The sequence below is a fragment of the Rhodococcus sp. DMU1 genome (assembly GCF_012272955.1).
Classification (GTDB): Bacteria; Actinomycetota; Actinomycetes; order Mycobacteriales; family Mycobacteriaceae; genus Rhodococcus; species Rhodococcus aetherivorans.
In genome coordinates, this window is record NZ_CP050952.1 from 5,227,949 (window position 1) to 5,247,327 (window position 19,379).

Annotated in this window: 17 protein-coding genes; 4 read left to right on the forward strand and 13 right to left on the reverse strand. The window is 70.1% G+C overall.

Going from position 1 to position 19,379, the window contains the following annotated elements:
• The first annotated feature begins 59 nt into the window (after positions 1-59).
• Both HFP48_RS23825 and HFP48_RS23830 read left to right on the forward strand, forming a co-directional pair.
• Positions 60-1,547 (forward strand): NAD(P)/FAD-dependent oxidoreductase, encoded by a 1,488-nt coding sequence (locus HFP48_RS23825; RefSeq protein WP_029546298.1) that lies wholly within the window; start codon positions 60-62, stop codon positions 1,545-1,547.
• Between the two features lie 243 nt (positions 1,548-1,790).
• Positions 1,791-3,227, forward strand: a complete 1,437-nt coding sequence (locus HFP48_RS23830) for a serine/threonine-protein kinase (protein ID WP_168580156.1) — start codon at positions 1,791-1,793, stop codon at positions 3,225-3,227.
• A 90-nt stretch (positions 3,228-3,317) separates the two neighbouring features.
• Here HFP48_RS23830 and ugpC read toward each other — a convergent pair whose 3' ends face one another.
• From ugpC to HFP48_RS23885, 11 genes are all read right to left on the reverse strand, one after another.
• Positions 3,318-4,400, reverse strand: coding sequence for a sn-glycerol-3-phosphate ABC transporter ATP-binding protein UgpC (gene ugpC, locus HFP48_RS23835; RefSeq protein WP_168580157.1), 1,083 nt, complete (start codon positions 4,398-4,400; stop codon positions 3,318-3,320).
• 8 nt (positions 4,401-4,408) lie between these two features.
• Positions 4,409-5,725 carry an ABC transporter substrate-binding protein gene (locus tag HFP48_RS23840; protein WP_050035960.1) on the reverse strand — a complete coding sequence of 439 codons (1,317 nt, stop codon included), beginning with the start codon at positions 5,723-5,725 and terminating at the stop codon, positions 4,409-4,411.
• Positions 5,726-5,745: 20 nt separating this feature from the next.
• Complete coding sequence (locus HFP48_RS23845) at positions 5,746-6,633, reverse strand: carbohydrate ABC transporter permease (protein WP_065922037.1); 888 nt, start codon at positions 6,631-6,633, stop codon at positions 5,746-5,748.
• Entirely contained in the window at positions 6,630-7,655 is a 1,026-nt protein-coding gene (locus HFP48_RS23850) for a sugar ABC transporter permease (protein WP_206531033.1), read from the reverse strand. The genes HFP48_RS23845 and HFP48_RS23850 overlap by 4 nt, the downstream gene beginning before the upstream one ends.
• 137 nt (positions 7,656-7,792) lie before the next feature.
• Positions 7,793-8,713: an Ig-like domain-containing protein gene (locus HFP48_RS23855; protein ID WP_029546319.1), complete on the reverse strand. Its 921-nt coding sequence runs from the start codon at positions 8,711-8,713 to the stop codon at positions 7,793-7,795.
• Positions 8,714-8,858: 145 nt separating this feature from the next.
• Positions 8,859-10,538: an FAD-dependent oxidoreductase gene (locus HFP48_RS23860; protein WP_065922036.1), complete on the reverse strand. Its 1,680-nt coding sequence runs from the start codon at positions 10,536-10,538 to the stop codon at positions 8,859-8,861.
• A gap of 129 nt (positions 10,539-10,667) precedes the next feature.
• Positions 10,668-10,883 (reverse strand): dodecin, encoded by a 216-nt coding sequence (locus HFP48_RS23865; protein WP_006931721.1) that lies wholly within the window; start codon positions 10,881-10,883, stop codon positions 10,668-10,670.
• A gap of 65 nt (positions 10,884-10,948) precedes the next feature.
• Positions 10,949-12,157, reverse strand: a complete 1,209-nt coding sequence (locus HFP48_RS23870) for a serine hydrolase domain-containing protein (protein ID WP_029546323.1) — start codon at positions 12,155-12,157, stop codon at positions 10,949-10,951.
• 82 nt (positions 12,158-12,239) lie between these two features.
• Entirely contained in the window at positions 12,240-12,767 is a 528-nt protein-coding gene (locus HFP48_RS23875; protein WP_050035963.1) for a DUF6764 family protein, read from the reverse strand.
• A gap of 130 nt (positions 12,768-12,897) precedes the next feature.
• Positions 12,898-13,950, reverse strand: a complete 1,053-nt coding sequence (locus tag HFP48_RS23880) for a DNA polymerase domain-containing protein (protein WP_168580158.1) — start codon at positions 13,948-13,950, stop codon at positions 12,898-12,900.
• Between the two features lie 6 nt (positions 13,951-13,956).
• Positions 13,957-15,024, reverse strand: coding sequence for an ATP-dependent DNA ligase (locus tag HFP48_RS23885; RefSeq protein ID WP_168580159.1), 1,068 nt, complete (start codon positions 15,022-15,024; stop codon positions 13,957-13,959).
• Positions 15,025-15,125: 101 nt separating this feature from the next.
• Between HFP48_RS23885 and HFP48_RS23890 the strand changes: the two genes are divergently transcribed.
• Positions 15,126-15,734: a hypothetical protein gene (locus HFP48_RS23890; RefSeq protein WP_006931708.1), complete on the forward strand. Its 609-nt coding sequence runs from the start codon at positions 15,126-15,128 to the stop codon at positions 15,732-15,734.
• A gap of 22 nt (positions 15,735-15,756) precedes the next feature.
• On the opposite strand, the gene corA is transcribed toward HFP48_RS23890, so the two are convergent.
• Positions 15,757-16,911 (reverse strand): magnesium/cobalt transporter CorA, encoded by a 1,155-nt coding sequence (gene corA / locus HFP48_RS23895; RefSeq protein WP_161997121.1) that lies wholly within the window; start codon positions 16,909-16,911, stop codon positions 15,757-15,759.
• A 342-nt stretch (positions 16,912-17,253) separates the two neighbouring features.
• Between corA and HFP48_RS23900 the strand changes: the two genes are divergently transcribed.
• Positions 17,254-17,934, forward strand: a complete 681-nt coding sequence (locus tag HFP48_RS23900; protein WP_006931704.1) for a 3'-5' exonuclease — start codon at positions 17,254-17,256, stop codon at positions 17,932-17,934.
• Positions 17,935-17,970: 36 nt separating this feature from the next.
• On the opposite strand, the gene HFP48_RS23905 is transcribed toward HFP48_RS23900, so the two are convergent.
• Positions 17,971-19,110: a serine hydrolase domain-containing protein gene (locus tag HFP48_RS23905; RefSeq protein ID WP_006931701.1), complete on the reverse strand. Its 1,140-nt coding sequence runs from the start codon at positions 19,108-19,110 to the stop codon at positions 17,971-17,973.
• Positions 19,111-19,379: the final 269 nt, after the last annotated feature.

The window sequence follows — 19,379 nt, forward strand, 5'->3', positions numbered from 1 at the left end:
TGATAGTGTTCTGCGTCACCTACCTCGGTCGCCGAGACCTCGGGGAACGGAGAAGCGCGATGCACGACGAGCACGTCGACGTTCTGATCGTCGGCGCCGGACTCTCCGGGATCGGCGCGGCCTGCCATCTGCAGGACGAATGCCCGGACAAGAGCTACACCGTCCTCGAGGCGCGCGACGCCATCGGAGGCACCTGGGACCTGTTCCGCTACCCGGGCATCCGCTCCGACTCCGACATGTTCACCCTGGGGTACTCGTTCCAGCCCTGGACCGAACCAGAAACCTTCGCCGACGGCCCGTCCATCCGCGACTACGTCCGTCGTACCGCGCGGACCCGCGGCATCGACGAGAAGGTCCGGTTCCACCATCGTGTGGTCCGCGCCGAGTGGTCCACGCCCGAGGCCCGCTGGACCGTGACGGCCGAGCGCACCGACACCGGCGAGCGCATTCGTCTCACGTGCGGCTTCCTGTTCGTCAACTCGGGCTACTACCGCTACGACGAGGGATTCACCCCCGAACTGCCCGGCGTCGAACGGTTCACCGGCACGCTCGTGCATCCGCAGCACTGGCCCGAGGACCTGGACTGCACCGGCAAGCGCGTTGTCGTCATCGGCAGCGGCGCCACCGCGGTGACCCTCGTCCCGGCGCTCGCGGAGTCGGCCGCACACGTGACGATGCTGCAGCGCTCCCCGAGCTACGTCATGTCACGGCCTTCGATCGACCCCGTCGCCGGTGCGCTGCTCGGCCGGGTGCCGTCGAAGATCGCCTATCCGATCGTCCGCTGGGCCAACGTGCTGGGCAGCATGGCCTTCTTCCAGTTGAGCCGGCGCCGGCCGGCTCTGGTCAAGAGGCTGCTGCGCAAGGGCGTGCTGAGCCACCTGCCCGCGGATTACGAGGTGGATGTCCATTTCCGGCCGCGGTACGACCCGTGGGACCAGCGGGTGTGTTTCGTTCCCGACGGCGACCTGTTCAAGGCCCTGCGCGAGGGCCGGGCGACGGTCGTGACCGACACGATCGGCACGTTCACGGAGAACGGAATCCGGCTCGCCTCGGGGCAGGAACTCGAGGCCGACGTGGTCGTCACCGCGACGGGGCTGAACCTGCTCCTGCTCGGCGGGATGGCCGTACGCGTCGACGGTCGCGACGTGGAGATGGGAAAGACGCTGGCGTACAAGGGGATGATGCTCTCCGGTGTCCCCAACCTGGCGTTCACCGTGGGATACACCAACGCGTCCTGGACATTGAAGGCCGACCTCGTCGCCGGATACGTGTGCCGCCTGCTGCGGCACATGGACGCGCGCGGGTACGCCTACTGCACCCCGACCGCTCCCGCCTCCACAACGGCCGCGTCACCGCTGGTCGATCTGGCGTCCGGGTACGTACTGCGCAGCATCGATTCGCTCCCCAAGCAGGGCCCCGCGGCTCCGTGGCGACTGTTCCAGAACTACGTCCGTGACCTGGTGATGATGCGCCGCGGCGGGCTCGAGGACGGCGCCATGCGCTTCTCCCGGGCAGCGGTCCCGACAGCGAAGCAGCCGGCCGCCTGAGGCCCCCGTACGGAATCTCCGAGCATCCCGGGGCCCGCTTCCGCGGATGCGCATGTCCGCGTATCCGCGAGGAATCTCGCTGCCCGCCCGATCGAAAGTAGCAGCGTAGGTGGGCGGTTCCCAGCCGAGCGCGACACCATCCGGATCCGCCGCATAGACTGCCGGTGGAGGAGGCGGTCGACCCTCCCCTCCCCGGCGCACAGTTCCGCAACCGCGGCAATTTCCAGGGGCGGAGAGTGACATATGCAAGTTGGTGCCCTGTTCGGCAGGTATCGCCTGGACCGTCCACTGTCGGTGGATGCGACCGGCGAGGTGTGGGCCGCGTTCGACACGATCACGCATCGGCACGTCGCCGTGCGGGCGCTGCCGCCGGAGGCGACCGAGGACGACGACTACCGCGCTCGTTTCGAACGGGAAGCCGAGATCGCAGCGCGCATCCGGAACCCGCATGTGGTCCCGATCCACGACTTCGGGCAGATCGGCAGCCGGCTCTTCCTCGCAACGACGATCGTCCAGGGCACGAGCCTGCAGGCGATGCTCCGGGCCACCGGCGCAATGGAGGTGCCGCGCGCGGTCGACGTCGTCGAGCAGCTGGCGTCGGCCCTCGAGGCCGTGCACGCGGCCGGACTGGTCGAGCAGGAGGTGACGTCGGCGAACGTCCTCGTGCAGGACGATGGGCTGATCTGCCTCACCGATGTGGGGTTCCCCCCGCATCCCGGCGCGGCGTCGGGCGTCTACGGCCTGACCACCGTGCTGTACGAATGCCTCACCGGCCGACTCTTCCAGTCGTCGAGCGGACCGACGTTGCCACCGCAATCGTCGTCGGTGCTCTCGACCCTGCCCGCCGGTATGGTCGACGTGATCGCCCGCGGAACGGCAGCCGAACCCGCGCGGCGTTACGGATCGGTGGGCGAGCTGGCCGCTGCCGCGCGCACCGCGGCAACATCGCAGCGACCCGCCCACAGGGCCTCGACCGCGATCGTTCCGGTCGACTGGAGCCGGCGCATCCTGGTCGCAGGCCTCGCGCTGGCGGCGATCATCGCCGTTTTCGTCGTCGGCAGCATGGCATTCGGCGCGATATCGCCCTCGTCCGAGGGCGCCGACCCCGCTCCGCTCCCGATCGCGGCGCGGCCGGCCGCGCCGACACCGTCGCCACCGACCACCCCGACAGGTGCGGACGAGGTGCCGCCGGAACCAGCGACACCTCGGACGGAAGCTCCGGCCGCCGAGGCTCCTCCGCTTCGGGAGGCGGCCCCACCGGCACCCACACCCCGATCCGCACCGCAATCGCCACCGGCACCGGCACCGCCACCTGCACCGGCACCGCCACCGCCGGCGCCCGCGCCGCAGGTACTGCCCTGCTACCCCGGCTACGAGCACACCCCGCCACCGGACGGACCCTGCCTTCCGGCCGGCTCACCCCCCGCACCAGCCCCGGCACCGCCGGCGCCCGCGCCGCAGGTACTGCCCTGCTACCCCGGCTACGAGCACACCCCGCCACCGGACGGACCCTGCCTTCCGGCCGGCTCACCCCCCGCACCAGCCCCGGCACCGCCGGCGCCCGCGCCCGCGCCCGCGCCCGAGATACTGCCCTGCTACCCCGGCTACGAGCACACCCCGCCACCGGACGGGCCGTGCTGGGCCCCCGCGAGCCTGCGAGGCCCGACCGGCGACGGGTGATCCCGGTGAACCGTCCGCTCGCCGTCGGGCCGAATGTCACACGCATTCAGTTCAATCGAATGCATGTGACATTCGGCCGCCCACTCGGGGTCAGAGGCGGGCGCCCGTCGTCGCCGAGAAGAAGTAGACCTCGCCCGCCTGCGGGAGCAGGTGCACCCGCTCGCCCGGACCGATCGGGACGCGTCGATCCACCCGCACCACGACCTTGCCCGACGCGCTCGACCAGTCGGCCGGCTCGGCGGCCGTCGCGTGGACGAACGATTCCGCGCCGAGCTGCTCGACGAGATCCACCGTCAACGAAAGGGTCCCGGAACGCCACGCCCCGACGGGGGTCCACGCCTCGGGCCGCACCCCGACGACGATCCGCTCGGCATCGACGTCGGCCGGCACGGCGACCCGCAGACTGCCGAGCACGGCCGCGCCGTCGCGGACGGGCGCGTCGAGCAGGTTCATGCCGGGCGACCCGATGAATCCGGCGACGAAGGTGTTGACCGGGTTGTCGTACAGGTCGCGGGGCGCGGCGACCTGCTGCAGGCGGCCGCCGTCGAGGACGGCCACCCGATCCCCCATGGTCATCGCCTCCACCTGATCATGGGTGACGTACACGGTCGTGGTGCCCAGCCGACGTTGCAGTCCCGCGATCTGCGAGCGTGTGCTGACCCGCAACTTCGCGTCGAGGTTGCTCAGCGGTTCGTCCATGCAGAACACCGCGGGCCGTCGCACGATGGCCCGGCCCATCGCCACGCGCTGCCGCTGCCCGCCCGAGAGCTTGCCCGGTTTGCGGTCGAGCAGCGGCTCGAGCTCGAGCATCCGCGCGGCTTCGAGCACCCGCGCCGACCGTTCCGCCTTGCCGACGCCGGCGTTGCGCAACGCGAAACCCATGTTCTCCGCCACCGTCATGTTCGGATACAGCGCGTAGTTCTGGAACACCATCGCCACGTCGCGTGCCTTGGGCGGCAACCCCGTCACGTCGGCTCCTCCGATGTCGATGCGGCCGTCGTCGACTGCCTCGAGCCCGGCGAGCATCCGCAGGCTCGTGGATTTCCCGCAGCCCGACGGACCGACCAGGACCAGGAACTCCCCGTCCGCGACGTCGAGGTCGAGCCGGTCCACCGACGGCCGTTCGACGCCCGGGTAGCGGTGGGTGACGGTCCGGAAACCTATGTTTGCCAAGGCTGTTCCTACAGGTTCGGGGTGATCTGGCGATCGATGATCTGCTGCAGCTGACGGGTGACGTCGCCGAACGCCGTCGTCACGTCGGCGCCCTGGAGGGCGATCTGCTCGAGGCCGGTGCCGATGATCTGGTCGCCGCCGGGTACGAAGACGCGCGCGTAGTCCTGCGAGCGGGTACGCGCGAGTTGGTCGACGGCGGTACGGGAGTTGGGGTTCTGCTCGAGGAACGCCTTCATGTCGGGGTTCTCGGTGGCGGACTTGCGCACCGGCATGTAGCCGATCCGCTGCGAAAAGTAGGCGGTGTTCTCGCCGTTGGTGACGAAGTCGATGAACTTCAGCGCGTTGCGCTTTCGCTCGTCGGAGATGTTCGCGGGGATCGCCAGTCCGGCGCCGCCGGTGGGGCATCCCGGAGTACCGTCGGGGGCCGGGAGGAACGCGGTGCCGAAGTCGAACGCGGCGTTCTTCGTGATGCCGGACAGGTCGCCGGTGGAGGCGATCGTGGACGCGATGATCCCGGCGGAGAAGTCGTTGGCGATGTCCGTGGAGACACCCGCGTATTTCCCGGTGTGGATCATGTCCTTCAGAAACTGTCCCGCGGCGATCGTCTCCGCGTCGCCGAAGCGCAGCCGCCAGCCGTCGGAGTAGGCACCGCCGAACGTCCAGATCGGTCCTTCGAAGGTCCAACCCAGGTAGTCCTTGGCGTTGCCCCAGCCGTGCGCCAGCTTGCCTGACCCGACGGCGCGTTGCAGTTCGGGCCCCCACTCGGAGAACTCCTGCCAGGTGGCGGGCCCGCGGTCGGGCAGTCCCGCCTGCCGCCAGACGTCGCGGTTGTAGTAGAACAGCGGGGTCGAGCGGGCGTAGGGCAGCGCGAAATGGCGGCCCTCGAAGAGGTAGTCGGCCAGCAGGGAATCGACGTAGTCGCCGGTATCCACGCCGACCTCGGTGAACAGGTCGTCGAGCGGCGTGATCGCGCCGGCGAGCGCGTAGTTGAACCACCACACGTCCGACAGGACCACGACGTCGGGCAGATCGCCCCCGGACAGGGCTGCGTTGAACTTCTGTGACACCTCTTCGTAGTTCTTGCCGCCGTCGACGAGGTCGACGGTCAGGTCCGGGTACTTCGCCTGGAACCGGGCGATGAGTTCCTTCTCCACGTCCTGGGACTTGCCCGGGTGGTTGGACCAGAACTTGATCGTGTTCGTATCGGAAGCGGACCCCGAGGTGCCCGCCGACCCGGACGAGCCGGTGCCGGCGCACGCGGCCAGCGCTGCGCTCGCCGCGACCACCCCGGTCAGTCCCAGAAATCCACGCCTGTCGATGTTCACGAAGTTGCTCCTGGAAGAGTTCAGCCCTTGACCGCACCGGAGGTGAGGCCCTTGATCATGTGTCGTTGCAGCGCAAGGAAGACCACGAGGATCGGCAGCATGGCCAGCACCGTGCCGGCCATCACCGGACCCCAGTTGGTGACGCCGTCGTTGTTCTGCAACTGGGTCAGTCCGATCGGCAGCGGGGCCACCGACGCGTCGTCGGCCATGAGGAACGGCCACAGGTATTCGTTCCACTCGTTGACCACGGTGATGAGCGCGAACGCGACCAGGGTCGGGCCGGACACGGGCAGCACGACCCGCCACAGCAGACGGACGTGCCCGGCGCCGTCCATCCGTGCCGCCTCGATGATCTCCGCGGGAATGGACAGGAAGTGGTTGCGCAGCAAGAACGTTCCGAACGCGACGCCCGCGAGCGGCACGATGATCCCCTGGAAGGTATTGCGCCATCCCCATTCCGCCACCAGCGCGTAGTTGGAGATGACCGTGATCTGGTTCGGCACCATCAGGGTGGCGACGATGCCGAGGAACACGAGATTCTTGCCGGGGAACCGCAGGAACACCAGACCGTAGGCGCTCAGGATGCCGAGGACGAACTTCACGCTCGACAGCACCGTGGTGATGATCAGTGAGTTCCGCAGGAACGTGCCGAACGGCACCGAGGTGACGGCCTCCGTGTAGTTCTGGGGATGGAACACGCTGGGCCACCAGGTGACCGGCAGCGTGTAGATGTCGGGCCGCTGCTTGAACGACGTCACCACGATCCAGTACAGCGGCAGCGCCACGACGAGCAGTGCGACGACCATCGCGGCGTAGGCGAGCACACGGATCGCGCGCTCCCGACGCCGGTACGGCTCTGCCGCCGTCGGCTCCGCACGTACGATCCGGCGGTCCAGAAGCGCCGTCATCCCACGATCTCCTTGCGCGCCACCGGCCGGATGTCACATTCCGTCGATGGGACCGAACGCGTGTCACATTCGGCCCCGCGCCCGCGCCCGCGACGGCGAAGACGGGGGCCGCGGACGGGGCGCGGCCGGTCGTCGCGGTCCATGAGACGCACCTGGTACACCGTGACCGCCAGCAGTACGAGGAACATGACGGTCGCGACGGTGGCGCCGTAGCCGGCCCGGAAGTTGCGGAAGGACTCGTTGTAGACCTGGTAGACCATCGTGGTGGTTCCGGTGCCGAGCGGTCCGCCCCGGGTCATCACGTTGATGATGTCGAAGACCTGGAACGAATTGAGCAGCACGGTGATCGACAAGAAGTAGGTGGTGGGCCGCAGCTGCGGCAGGAGTACGCGCCGGAAGGCGGTCCACGACGAGACGCCGTCGATCGCGGCGGCCTCGGAGAGTTCGGGGCGCAGGCCCTGCAGGGCGGCGAGATAGATGACGAAGGTGTAGCCGAGGTTCTTCCACAGGTAGGTGAGGGTGACCATCACCAGCGCCCAGGCCGGATCCTGGTAGAAGTCCGGGGCGCCGATCCCGACCCTGTCCAGCAGGTCCTGGACGAGGCCGAAGTTCGGGTCGAACACGAACTGGAACGCCACGCCCACCGCGGCGCCGGAGATGACGAACGGCGCGAAGAGTGCGGAGCGGACGAGGTTGCGGCCCAGGAGTTTACGGTCCAGCAACAGCGCCAGCGCCAGACCGAGCAGCATGGATCCCGCGACGGTGGCGACGGTGAACACGACGGTGTTGCCGACGATCTGCCAGGTGTCGGCGCGGCCGAACCACTCGCGGTAGTTGCCGAATCCGACGAACGTGGCGGTGGGGCTCGAGATGTTCCACTCGAAGAACGAGAGGCGGATGTTGTCGACGAGCGGCCGGTACGTGAACAGGATCAGCAGCGCGAGATTCGGTCCGATCAGCGTGGCGAACAGCGCGTAGTCGCCCCATGGGCGTCGCGACAGCCCCCGATCGGGTTGGGGCAATACTCTTTCCGGACTCGAGCGCACTGCGGCAGTGTGCCTGCCGCGGGCGAACCGGAGGTTACGCCGGTCTGGCGCCGGCGAGTACTCTCGCCACCCGGAAGGTCACCAGGTGCTCGCCGGCGTCGACCGTTGTCCGGCTAGAGGTTCCAGTCGCCGAGGCCGTCCCAGCCGTTGAGGGTGCCGCCACCGGTGTTCTGCACGATCACCGGGTCGCCCTTCTGGGCGTTCTCGAAGAACCAGCGACCGTCCTCGGTGCTCACGTTCAGGCACCCGTGGCTGACGTTGGTGTTGCCCTGCGCCCACTCGGACCACGGCGCCGCATGCACGAAGATGCCGCTGTTGGAGATGCGGGTCGCGTACTCGACGTAGGTGCGGTATCCCTCGGGCGAGTCGACCGGAACGCCGTACGTGGACGAGTCCATGTACATGTCGCGGAACTTCTCGCCGACGATGTAGGTGCCGTTGGGCGTCTCGTAGCCGGGCTTGCCGAACGACGTCGGCATGGTCTTGACGACCTCGCCGTTGCGGGTGACGGTGATGGTCTTGGTGTTGTCGTCCGCGACGGTGATCAGCGCGTCGCCGACGGTGTACGACGACTGCGTGCCCCCGGCGTTCACGGTGACCTGGGTGTGGGCCGGCCAGAACTCGAACGGCCGCCACCGCACCTGCCGGTCCGAGGCCCAGTAGAAGTGCCCGGACACCGGCGGGTTCGACGTGACGGTGATGGCGCGCTCGGCGGCCGCGCGATCGGTGACGTTCTCGTCGAAGCGGATGATGATCGGCTGGGCCACGCCGACCGTCTCACCGTTCGACGGGTTGATCGACGGGGCCGAGAACGGCGGCGGCGTGGGTGCGACGGAGTTCGAGCCGCCCGGAAGCCTCTCGACGAGTTCCTGCACGCTCGGCAGTTCGGGCCCGCCCGGCCACAGGGGTACCGCGGCGGCGGGTCCCGTCATGGTGAGCATGGCGGCGCCGGCCCCCACCAGCGCGGTGGCGACACGGCCGGACCAGCGACCGGCGCGGCCACGACTGCTCGGCCGACCCTTCTTCTCGAACATTCGACAACCCATCGTTCGTTCGTGCCGTCGCACCCACGTCCGCCCCGACAGCGACGACTTGGCGAACCCATTAGACACAGCTCCCCCGCAAGCGGGCAATTCGACCATGCCCGCCCGGACCACCCCTCGCGGGCTCGCGCCCAGGTCAGGACTCGATTCGAGAGGCGGCAAGGAGATCGGCGACAGCGACGAACTTCACGCGAGAGCGACCCGCGGCGCCGCCCCGGGCGCGTTCCTGCTTGTCGATCTGCTGCCAGCCCCGGTAGTCGACGTACTCCGGCCGGCGCTCGGAGACCAGCGCCGCGAGCTTCTCCCGGTCGGCGACGGGTGCGACGAGCCGGCCGGCCACGAAATCCTGGACCAAGTGCTCGACGGTCTGGGCGGAGCACTGCTTGTTGGTGCCGATGACGCCGGTGGGTCCGCGCTTGATCCAGCCGGCGGTGTACACGCCGGGCAGCGGCTCGTTCGTCTCCGGGTCCACGACCCGGCCCTCCTCGTTGGGGAGGATGCCGCGCTGGTCGTCGAACGGCAGGTCGGCGACGGGGGCCCCGCGGTAGCCGACAGAACGCAGGACCAGGCCGGTGGCCAGGGTCTCGGTCTGCCCGGTGCGGTGCGCCTCGAGCCGGCCGTTCGCCTCGACCAGTTCGGTGCGTTCGAGGGTGATCGATTCGACCCGGCCGTCACCGCTCAGCTCGACAGGGGCGGCGAGGAAGCGCAGCACGATCCGCTTGTTGCCCTCGGTGGGGCGCCGCTGGGCGAAGCCCTGGACCTGTTCGACCTTCAGCGCGATCCGCGGTTCGGCGGTGGGGTCGTCGACGAGGGCGCGGCTGGCCGGGTCGAGTTCGGCCTCGGCCGGGTCGACGACGACGTCGACGCCCGTGAGCTGACCGAGGGCCAGCAGTTCCGGGTTGGTGTAGGCGGCCTGGGCGGGTCCGCGGCGTCCCACGACGACGACCTCGCGGATGTTCGACTCGCGCAGGGCGGCGACGGCGTGGTCGGCCATGTCGGTCTTCGCCAGCTCGTCCGGGTCCATGACCAGTGCCCGCGCCACGTCGAGGGCGACGTTGCCGTTGCCGACGATCACCGCGCGTTCGCCGGACAGGTCGAAGGTGCGGTCGGCGTAGTCGGGGTGTCCGTTGTACCAGGCGACGAACTCGGTGGCCGCGTGCGAACCGGGCAGGTCCTCGCCGGGCACGTCCAGGCGCCGGTCCCCGGCGGCGCCGACGGCGTAGAGCACGGCATGGTGGTGCGCGAGTAGTTCCTCGTGGCTGATGTGGGTGCCCACCTCGACGTTGAACCAGCACTGGCTCTTCTTGTGGCCGAGAGCACTACGGAACAGCTCGCCGACGGCCTTGGTGCTCTGATGGTCCGGGGCGACACCTGCGCGGACGAGGCCGTACGGGGTGGGCAGGCGGTCGAAGATGTCGACCTCGACACGGGCCCGGCCGGTCAGCTCCAGCGCGGCGTAGCAGGCCGCCGGCCCCGAGCCGACGATCGCCACCCGCAGGGTGCCGAGCTCGGCGGGAATCTTGGTGCGGTCGCGTTCCTCGGGCCAGTCCGGTCCGATCGGGTATCGCCGGTAGTAGTCCTCGGCGATCTTCAGATAGGGCTCGTGCGCGGCGGGCAGCTCGTTGTCGGCGTAGATCGCGTCCACCGGGCATTCGTCCACGCACGCGCCGCAGTCGATGCAGGTGTCCGGGTCGATGTAGAGCATCTCGGTGGTGGCGAACGGCGCCTCGTCGGGCGTGGGATGGATGCAGTTGACGGGGCAGACCTCGACGCACGAGGCATCGTTGCAACACGCCTGGGTGATCACGTAAACCACGGTGGATACCTGCCTGAAGTGCCGGGGGTTCGACGACCCACTCAGACTATAACGTGTTCCAATTCCGGTCGAGATCCGGTTCGCCGCCCCTGCTCTCCCGGCGTGTCCCCCGCCACCGGACCGGACGCGTCAGCCGTCGGTCGGCTCGATGCGGAAGCCGATCTTCACGGTCACCTGGATGTGCGCGACGGCCCCGTCGTCGATGTGGCCCCTGACGTTCATCACCTCGAACCACTCGAGGTGGCGCGTGGTCTCCGCCGCACGCGCGACGGCCTGCTTGATCGCGTCGTCGACGCTGTCCGTCGACGAACCCACCACCTCGATCACCCGGTACACGTGGCTCACAGTGTCGCTCCCTCCGTATCGAACTGCTTCGAACAATCGTGGGGGTAGGCGCCGCGGCACCTTCCTCAGGCGCGGCGGGCCAGGTCGCGCGCCAGCGCGCCGAGCCGCGCGAGGCGCAGATCGCCCAGCGCGATCGGACCGCTGCCCAGCCGGTTCGTCGTGAACGCGAGCGCCAGTCCGGTGTCGAGGTCGGCGAAGGCGCCGGAACCGCCGACCCCGTAGTGGCCGAGCGCCCCGCGCGGCCGCTCCCGGCTGACGAACACCGGCTGGTGGTAGCCGAGCCGCCACGCCATCGGGACCCCGAGCACGTAGTCGCGGCCGCGCACCTGGACCTCGCTCATGGCCTCGATGGTTTCCGGGTGCAGGAACTGCACGCCGTCGATCGTGCCGCCCGCGGCGATCGCCCCGTACATCCGCGCCAGGGCGCGCGCCGAGAACACCCCGTTCCAGCCGGGCATCACCGCGTCGTGCACCGCGGGATCGCGCACCAGCTCGTCGAACTCCTCCGGCATCGCGGCCTCCGCGAGGCCCCGGGTGAGGCTCACCCGGGACAGCACCGAGGCGGTCATCCCCCAGTGCAGGCCGGCGGGATTGATCCGCGGGAACAGCTTGGCGATGCGGTGCCGCTGCTCCTCCGGCACCCGGAACCAGAATTCGGGGGTACCCAGGGGTTCGGCGATCTCCTGCCGGACGACGTCGACGAACGGCGACCCGGTCACGCGCTGCACGATCTCCGCGACGAGCCAGCCGTACGTGACGGCGTGGTATCCCGGGCCTTCCAGCCGGCGCGGGTCGGGTGGGGCCGCGGCCAGCGCACGCACCGTGGCGTCGTAGTCGACGATGCCCATCCGGCCGGGCCGCAGGTTGCGCACCCGGTGCAGTCCGGCCCGGTGGGTGAGCACGTCCGCGACGGTGACGTCCTCCTTGCCGGCCGCCGCGAACTCCGGCCAGTACCGCGCGACGGGGGCGAAGTAGTCGATCAGGCCGCGGTCGGCGAGCCGGTGCACCACGGTGGACGCCACGCCCTTGCCGGTGGAGAAGGACAGCGACACCGTGTCGCGGTTCCACCGCCGGTCGCGGGTGGCCCAGCCCGCCCAGATGTCGAGCACCTTCTCGCCGTCCAGGTAGGCCGCGAGGGCCCCGCCCCCGTGCCGGGGCAGCCGGTACAGGTCGAAGAAGCGATCCGCGAGCGGCAGGAATCGCCGGTCGACGTGCATCTCGGTCGGCGGCGGTTCCTGTACCGCCGCCGCGCCCCGCACCGGTCGGGCTGTCATCCGTGGTACCTCCCAGTCGACATCGTGCCGCCAGGTTACGTCGCAGCGTCCGGTCCCGAACGGGTTTTCCGCAGGCTCCCGGTCAGGGCGTGACGTACCGGAACGTCCCCAGCACGACGCACCCACGGCCGGTGGTGAGGTTGACGGCGGTCGCGGCGGACCCCTCGCACAGCACCGGGTCGCGCAGGTCGCCGATGAAGGCCTGGGACTGCGGGCCGGCCACGACGACCGCGGTCGCGGGCTCCTCGACGATGCCCAGGGCCAGCGCGTCCTCACCGAAACCGAGCGTGGCGAGAGAACCGCCGCGGGCCTCGCCCGCCCCGGCACCCCCCGAGAGCCCGGCCGCGAGCACCCGCGCCCCGGTGCGCGCGTCGGCGAAGCCGACTCCGCCGTCGCCGTGGGCCCACGCGCCGCTCGGTGCGTCCGCGACCGCGCCGCACGCGGTCCGCCCGTCGAGCTGGGTGACCGAGGCCGCCGAACCCGGGGGCGCCGCACACGTCACCGCCTGCGCGGACGGCGCCGCGACGAGTGCGGCCCCGACGGCCGCCGCCACCACGGCCCCACCACCGAGAACCCGAACCGACTTCCGCGCATCCGCTACCACCGACACGGTGACTGCCTCCTCCGGCCTCGTCCCCCGCAAACCGAATCCCCCAGGGGGAGTCTACGGAGACGCGCACCGGTTCACCGGGTCGGCGGGCATCGATGCGGTCACGAGAGGTCACCGCCCCGGTGAATCCCTAGCCGGGCCGCTTGCGGTCGGTGTCGCGGGACGGCTGCACCCGCTTCGGCTCGCCCGGCATCTTCGGATGGGTCGGCGGGTAGGGCAGGTCGCCGAGGCCCGCGGCGGCGTCCCGCTCGGCCATCTCGAGCAGCACGTCGAGCGCCTGCGCGGTCTCGTCCATCGCGGCCATCGGATCGCCGCGGCGCTCGAGCAGGCCCGGCACGGTCGCGATCGTGAGATCGTCCGGGTCGGCGTCGACGAGTTCGTCCCACGTCAGGGGTGTCGACACCGTCGCGATCGGGGTGCGCCGCACCGAATATGCCGACGCGATCGTCTTGTCCCGGGCGTTCTGGTTGAAGTCGAGGAAGATGCGCTGCCCGCGCTCCTCCTTCCACCACGCGGTGGTGGCCCGGCCGCCGCTGCGGCGTTCCACCTCCCGCATCAGGGCGATCCCGGCGCGGCGCACGCCGACGAAGTCCCACTCCGGGACGATGCGGACGTACACGTGCAGGCCGCGGCCGCCCGACGTCTTCGGGAAACCGACCAGACCCAGTTCGTCGAGCAGCGGTCGCAGCACCTCGAGCGCGACCGCGCGGGCGTCGTCGAACGCGGTCCCCGGCTGCGGGTCGAAATCGATGCGCAACTCGTCCGGGCGGTCGACGTCCCCGCAGCGCACCGCCCACGGATGGAACGTCACGGTGCCCAGGTTCGCCGCCCACACGACGTCCGCCGCGCTGCGCACCCGCAGCACGTCGGCGGTGCGGCCGGACGGAAACGTCACCTCGCACGTCGCGACGTGGTCGGGCCGGCGGGCAGGCACCCGCTTCTGGTAGATCTCCTCGCCCTCGATCCCGTCGGGGAACCGCTGCAGATGTGTCGGCCGCTCCCGCAGCGCCTGCAGCAGCGGCGCCGAGCCGGCCGTCGCGACGGTCCGGTAGTACTCGACGAGGCGGCGCTTGGTGCCGGCCTCTCCGAGCCGGGGGAAGTACACCTTGTCGGGGTTGGACAGGCGGACGGGCACGCCGCCGACGTCCAGTTCCACGGCGGGAGAACGCTTCGCATCGGGCACCGGAGGTCACACTCCTGTCCGGTCGAGGACGTCGCCGAGGTCGTACCGCACCGGCACGTCCAACTGCTCGAAGGTGCAGCTGCGCGGCTCGCGGTCCGGTCGCCACCGCAGGAACCGCGCCGCGTGCCGGAACCGCAGGCCGGCCTCGGCGTTGCCCTCCATCTGGTCGTAGGCCACCTCCAGGACCCGCTCCGGCCGCAGCGGTATCCATCGGCGGTCCACCGCCGTCCGCCACCGGCTCGGCTCCCCCTCGGCGACGACGTCGGCGCCGACCCGCAGCGGTGCGAGTTCGGCGAGCAGCTCCTTGCGCTGGTCGACGGTGAACGCCGACGCACCGCCCACCATCACCGGTTCGTCGCCGCCGTCGTACAGGCCCAGCAGCAGGGACCCGACCCCGTCGATGCTCTTGTGCGGCCGGTAGCCGATGAGCACGCAGTCGGCGGTGCGGGCGTGCTTGACCTTGAGCATCTCCCGCTTGTCCGGCACATAGGGCCCGTCGAGACGCTTGGCGACGACCCCGTCGAGACCGGCACCCTCGAACTCGGCGAACCACCGGCCGGCGGTGTCCGCGTCGCGGGTGGCGGCCGTGACGTGGCAGCTGGGGCCGCCGCCGACCACCGCCCGCAGCCGCTCCCTGCGCCGCGCGAACGGCGCCTCCATCAGGTTCTCGTCACCGATCGCGAGCAGGTCGAAGCCGACGAACTGCGCGGGGGTCTGCTCGGCGAGCAACGCGATGCGGCTCGCCGCCGGGTGGATTCGCTCGGACAGCGCCTGCCAGTCGAGCCGGATCCGGCCGTCGCGCGGGCGGGGCACCACGATCTCACCGTCGACGACGCACCGGGCGGGCAACTCGGCCCGCACCGCCTCCGCCAGTTCCGGGAAGTACCGCACGAGGTCCTTGCCGCCGCGCGAGGCGAACACCACCTCGTCGCCGTCGCGGAACACGACGGCGCGGAAGCCGTCCCATTTCGGCTCGTACGACCACTCGGGGTCGCCGTCGGCGGGCTGAGCCGGGACCTCGGACACGGCCTTGGCGAGCATCGGTGCGATCGGCGGAGCGACGGGCAGCTGCACCGGCCCATGGTCGCACCCGGAGCCGACTCGTGCCCGCCGGATTTGCGAGAAATCACCCTACGTTTCCCGCCCGAGGCGGACATTCCGTACGCTCTCCCCCCATGAACTTCATTCGACGGGTGAGCGGCACCGCCGTCGCGCTGGCCGCGGCGGCTCTGGTACTCGGCGCGTGCGGATCGGACGTCGAGCCCCGGGCGGTGCCCGAGTCCGGGTCCGAGACCACGTCGGCCAGTGCATCGGATACCCGGACCACCACCGGCCGTCCGACCACTACCACGGCACCGACGTCCCCCGGCTCCTCCGGCCTGGACATCGACGTCGAGATCGGCGACTGCGTGCGCCTCGGCGGCACCGTCGACGACGCGACCATCGAGAACGCGACCTGCGGCAGCATGGACTCGAACTACAAGGTGATCGACATCGTCGACTCCAGCGAGCAGTGTGTCTCGGACGCCGACCAGACCTACTACGAGTCCTCCGCCGGTGTCGAGGTGGGCGCCCTGTGCCTCGACGTCGACTGGGTGGTGGACAGCTGCATGGACATCTCCGGTGAGGACCCGCAACGCGTCGACTGCGCCGCGCCCGGCCCCGAGACGGAGAAGGTCACCGAGATCCTGCAGAACACCGACAACGTGAACGACTGCTCCGTCTCCGAAGGCGGATTCGTCTACAGCGAGCGTCGTTTCGTGGTCTGCACCGACACACTCTGAGGTCGCCGTCCGCCGCGGCCGGCTACAACCAGCCGCGGCGGCGGAAGATCGCGTAGAGCCCCGCGCACGTCATGACCATCATCAGTAGGGCCATGGGATATCCTGCGGCCCAATGCAATTCCGGCATGGTGTCGAAATTCATCCCGTAGACCGTGCCGATCAGCGTGGGCGCGAACAGAATCGCCGCCCACGCCGAGATCCGCTTGATCTCCTCGTTCTGCTCGATGCTCGCCCGGCTGAGATTGCGCATCTCCTCGTTCTGCATCTGCGAGACCAGCGTCGCGTTGACCGTGAGGATGTTGCCGAGCAGCTGACGGAAGCTGTCGACCTGCTCGACGACCGTCGTGGCGTGGTCGGTGACGTCCCGCAGGTAGCGCTGCAGTTCGTCGTCGGTGCGGTACTTGGCGAATCCCGACGACAGACCGGACAGCACGGTGAGCAGCGGCTTGGCCGCCCGCTGGAACTCGATGACCTCGCGGGACAGTTCGTAGATGCGGCGCGAGACCCGCGGATCGCCGCTGAACACCTCGGTCTCGATCTCGTCGATGTCGTTCTGCAGGCCCGCGACGACCGGCGCGTACCCGTCGACGACGGCGTCGAGGATCGCGTAGAGCACCGCCTCGGGGCCGAGCCGCAGCAGATCCGGCTCGCTCTCCATCCGGTCCCGCACCGCCGACAGGTCGGGCGATTCGCTGTGCCGGACGGTCAGCACGAACGTCGGGCCGACGAAGACGTGCACCTCACCGAAGTCGACCCGCTCGGATTCGTCGACGTAGCGGGCGGCCCGCAGCACGACGAACAGCGTGTCGCCGTACCGCTCGAGCTTCGGGCGCTGATGCGCGACGATGGCATCCTCGACCGCGAGTTCGTGCAGCCCGAATTGCTCTGCGGCGGCGTTGAGTTGAGCGTCGGTGGGCCGGTACATCCCGATCCACGCCATCGAGCCGGGCTCGGGCAGGCAGTCGAGGGCCTGCGAGAGCGTCGCCGGCGACGCGACGCGGCGGCCGTCACGGTAGACCGCGCTGTCGACGATGCTGCTCTCCGCCCCCGCGGCGTCACGGCCGGGACTCGACGCGACGGCGGGGTGCAGGGACGCACCGAACCCGGCGGACGGGTCGGCGGTCGCCGCCGCGGAGCGACGCGGCAGCAGGGCACGGACGGAACGGTTCGGCAGCATGTCGGCACGGCCTTTCGGGGGGCACGGGGGACGACGGCGAGGACATTCGCCGTGGGACGTACACGCGACGGCAACCGTCGCGCACCGAAAGGACGCGTACGGGCTGCCGTCAGCCGGTACTCGGAGGTCGACTGCGCATCGCGAGTCCCACCTCCTCCACATCACCCGGAACCGCTCCGGGGGCCTGACGAAACACCAGCAGCGTACGCCTTCGTGCCGCACGGAGCCATTTCGGCCGGTCCGGCGCACGACGTCGCGCCGCCCGGCGGACGGTGTCGGTGGCTGCGGCCACAATCGCCGTGACCGCCCTCACCGCCCGCACGACCGACGACAGGACCCCCGATGACGCACTGGCCCGATCGACCGATCTGCGCGTTCGACCTCGAGACCACCGACCGCGATCCGCGGATCGCGCGCATCGTGACCGCGTCCGTCGTCGTCCTCGACGGTGACACCGTCGCGTCGCGGACGTGGCTGCTCGATCCGGGCATCGAGATCCCGGAGGAGACGTCGGCGATCCACGGCGTGACCACGGAGCGGGCGCGCGCCGAGGGCCTCGAGTACACGGCCGGCTACGCCCAGATCCGCGAGGCACTGTGCGAGGCCTGGGTCCGCGATCACATCGTCGTGGCGTTCAACGCCAGTTACGACCTGACGGTCATCGACGCCGAGGGCCGCCGGCTGGGCCTGCCGGGACTCGCCACGGGCCTGGTGTTCGACCCGTACGTCGTCGACCGCGAGATGGACCGCGGCCGCGAGGGCGGCCGCACCCTGCAGGCGGTCTGCGCTGCGTACGGCGTCACGCTGACCGCCGCCCATCAGGCCGAGGCGGACGCACTCGCGGCCGGGCAACTGGCGCGGGCGCTGTGCACCCGCTTCCCGCAGCTCGCCGACCTGGACATCATGACGGACCAGGCGGCCTGGCACGCGGAGCGGCAACGCAATTTCGCCGAGTACCTCTCGGGCCTCGGCCGCGACGCGTCGGACGTGGACCCGCAATGGCCCATCCGCGGTATCGCCTGAGAGAAGTTGCCGGACGGTGGGTTCCGACGTCCGGCCTCACGGCACGGCGGCGAACGCTGCGGAGACGTACTCCGCCGAGCGATCGGAGCCGAGCAGGCCGGGTCCCATCTTGTTCATCACGTACGCGACGGTCATCCTGCGCTCGGTGTCGACGATGATCTGGGATCCACCCCAGCCGCCCCAGAAACAGATCCGCCCCTGCGGGACGAACGGAACCGATTCCGTTGTGGGAAGCCCGAATCCGACTCCGAAGCGGACGGGAACGCCGAGCACGAGATCGACACCGTAGGACTGCTCGTCGAATATCGCGTCGATGGTGTCGGCCGAGAGCAGGCGGACGTCGCCGACCCGTCCCCCGCACGCGATCACCGACTGGATCCTCGCCAGGGCACGAGCATTGGAATGTCCGTTGGCCGCGCCGATCTCGGCTTCGCGCCAGCCGTCGCTCCAGGACGCCGCAGCGTCGGCGGGCGGACCGGTGAAGGTCTTCACCATCACGCTCGCGGGATCGAGGGTCGCGAGGTCGATCGGCAGCGGGGGCGGGGGGATGACCTCGGACACGCGCGAGTAGTCCGAGCGGGCCACGCCGAGGCGGAAGTCGGCGTCGAGGGGACGCGCGATCTCCTCCTCGATGAAGCCGGTCAGCGTCCGGCCGTCGACGCGGTGGACCACCTCGCCGATCAGATGCCCGTAGTTGAGCGCGTGGTAGCCGGAGGCAGTGCCGGGCTCCCACCACGGCGCCTGCGCCGCCAGCAGTTCCGTGGCTTTGGCGGTGTCGGCGAGGTCGTCCATCGTGAACGGCTGGTCCCAGCCGGACACGCCGGAGGTGTGGGACAGCAGGTGCCGGACCAGGATCCCGTCCTTGCCGTTGGCGGCGAAGTCGGACCAGTACCGCGCCACCGGTGCGTCGAGGTCGAGTTGCCCCCGGTCGACGAGCATCAGGGCAGCCAGGGCGGTGACCGTCTTGCTGCACGACCAGACGTTGGTGATGGTGTCCCGCTCCCACGGCCGCGTTCCGCCGGCGTCCATGGAGCCGCCCCAGATGTCGACGACGGGTTCACCGTCGAGGGTCACGGCGATCGACGCGCCGACGTCCTCCCCCGAATCGAGATTCCGTTCGAGGGCCTCTCGCAGCGCGGAGAACCGAGGGTCACAGACGCCGTGGATGTCGGACATGGAGTACTCCTGGAGTGAGAACGGCAGCCAAAGTTGATTTCGAGTTCAACTTGGACGAGTATGAGCACGGTCCGTTGTGATGTCAATCACTACGTCGGTGCGAGCAGGATCGTTACCCGCGAAAACGCATGGCGCCCCCGGCGCCCCGTCGGGCACGGTGACCCGGTGCCGACCCACTCCGCCAGCGTCCCGCGGCCCCGCTTCCTGTGGAAGCAGCACTGCTGTCTGCCGCTGACCACCACCGCCCGCACGGCGGACCTGTTGCGCTA

Coding starts and splice junctions, on each gene's coding strand:
- HFP48_RS23825 (WP_029546298.1), top strand. CDS start 60: ATGCACGACGAGCACGTCGACGTTCTGATCGTCGGCGCCGGACTCTCC.
- HFP48_RS23830 (WP_168580156.1), top strand. CDS start 1,791: ATGCAAGTTGGTGCCCTGTTCGGCAGGTATCGCCTGGACCGTCCACTG.
- HFP48_RS23845 (WP_065922037.1), bottom strand. CDS start 6,633: ATGACGGCGCTTCTGGACCGCCGGATCGTACGTGCGGAGCCGACGGCG.
- HFP48_RS23855 (WP_029546319.1), bottom strand. CDS start 8,713: ATGTTCGAGAAGAAGGGTCGGCCGAGCAGTCGTGGCCGCGCCGGTCGC.
- HFP48_RS23870 (WP_029546323.1), bottom strand. CDS start 12,157: ATGACAGCCCGACCGGTGCGGGGCGCGGCGGCGGTACAGGAACCGCCG.
- HFP48_RS23890 (WP_006931708.1), top strand. CDS start 15,126: ATGAACTTCATTCGACGGGTGAGCGGCACCGCCGTCGCGCTGGCCGCG.
- corA (WP_161997121.1), bottom strand. CDS start 16,911: ATGCTGCCGAACCGTTCCGTCCGTGCCCTGCTGCCGCGTCGCTCCGCG.
- HFP48_RS23900 (WP_006931704.1), top strand. CDS start 17,254: ATGACGCACTGGCCCGATCGACCGATCTGCGCGTTCGACCTCGAGACC.
- HFP48_RS23905 (WP_006931701.1), bottom strand. CDS start 19,110: ATGTCCGACATCCACGGCGTCTGTGACCCTCGGTTCTCCGCGCTGCGA.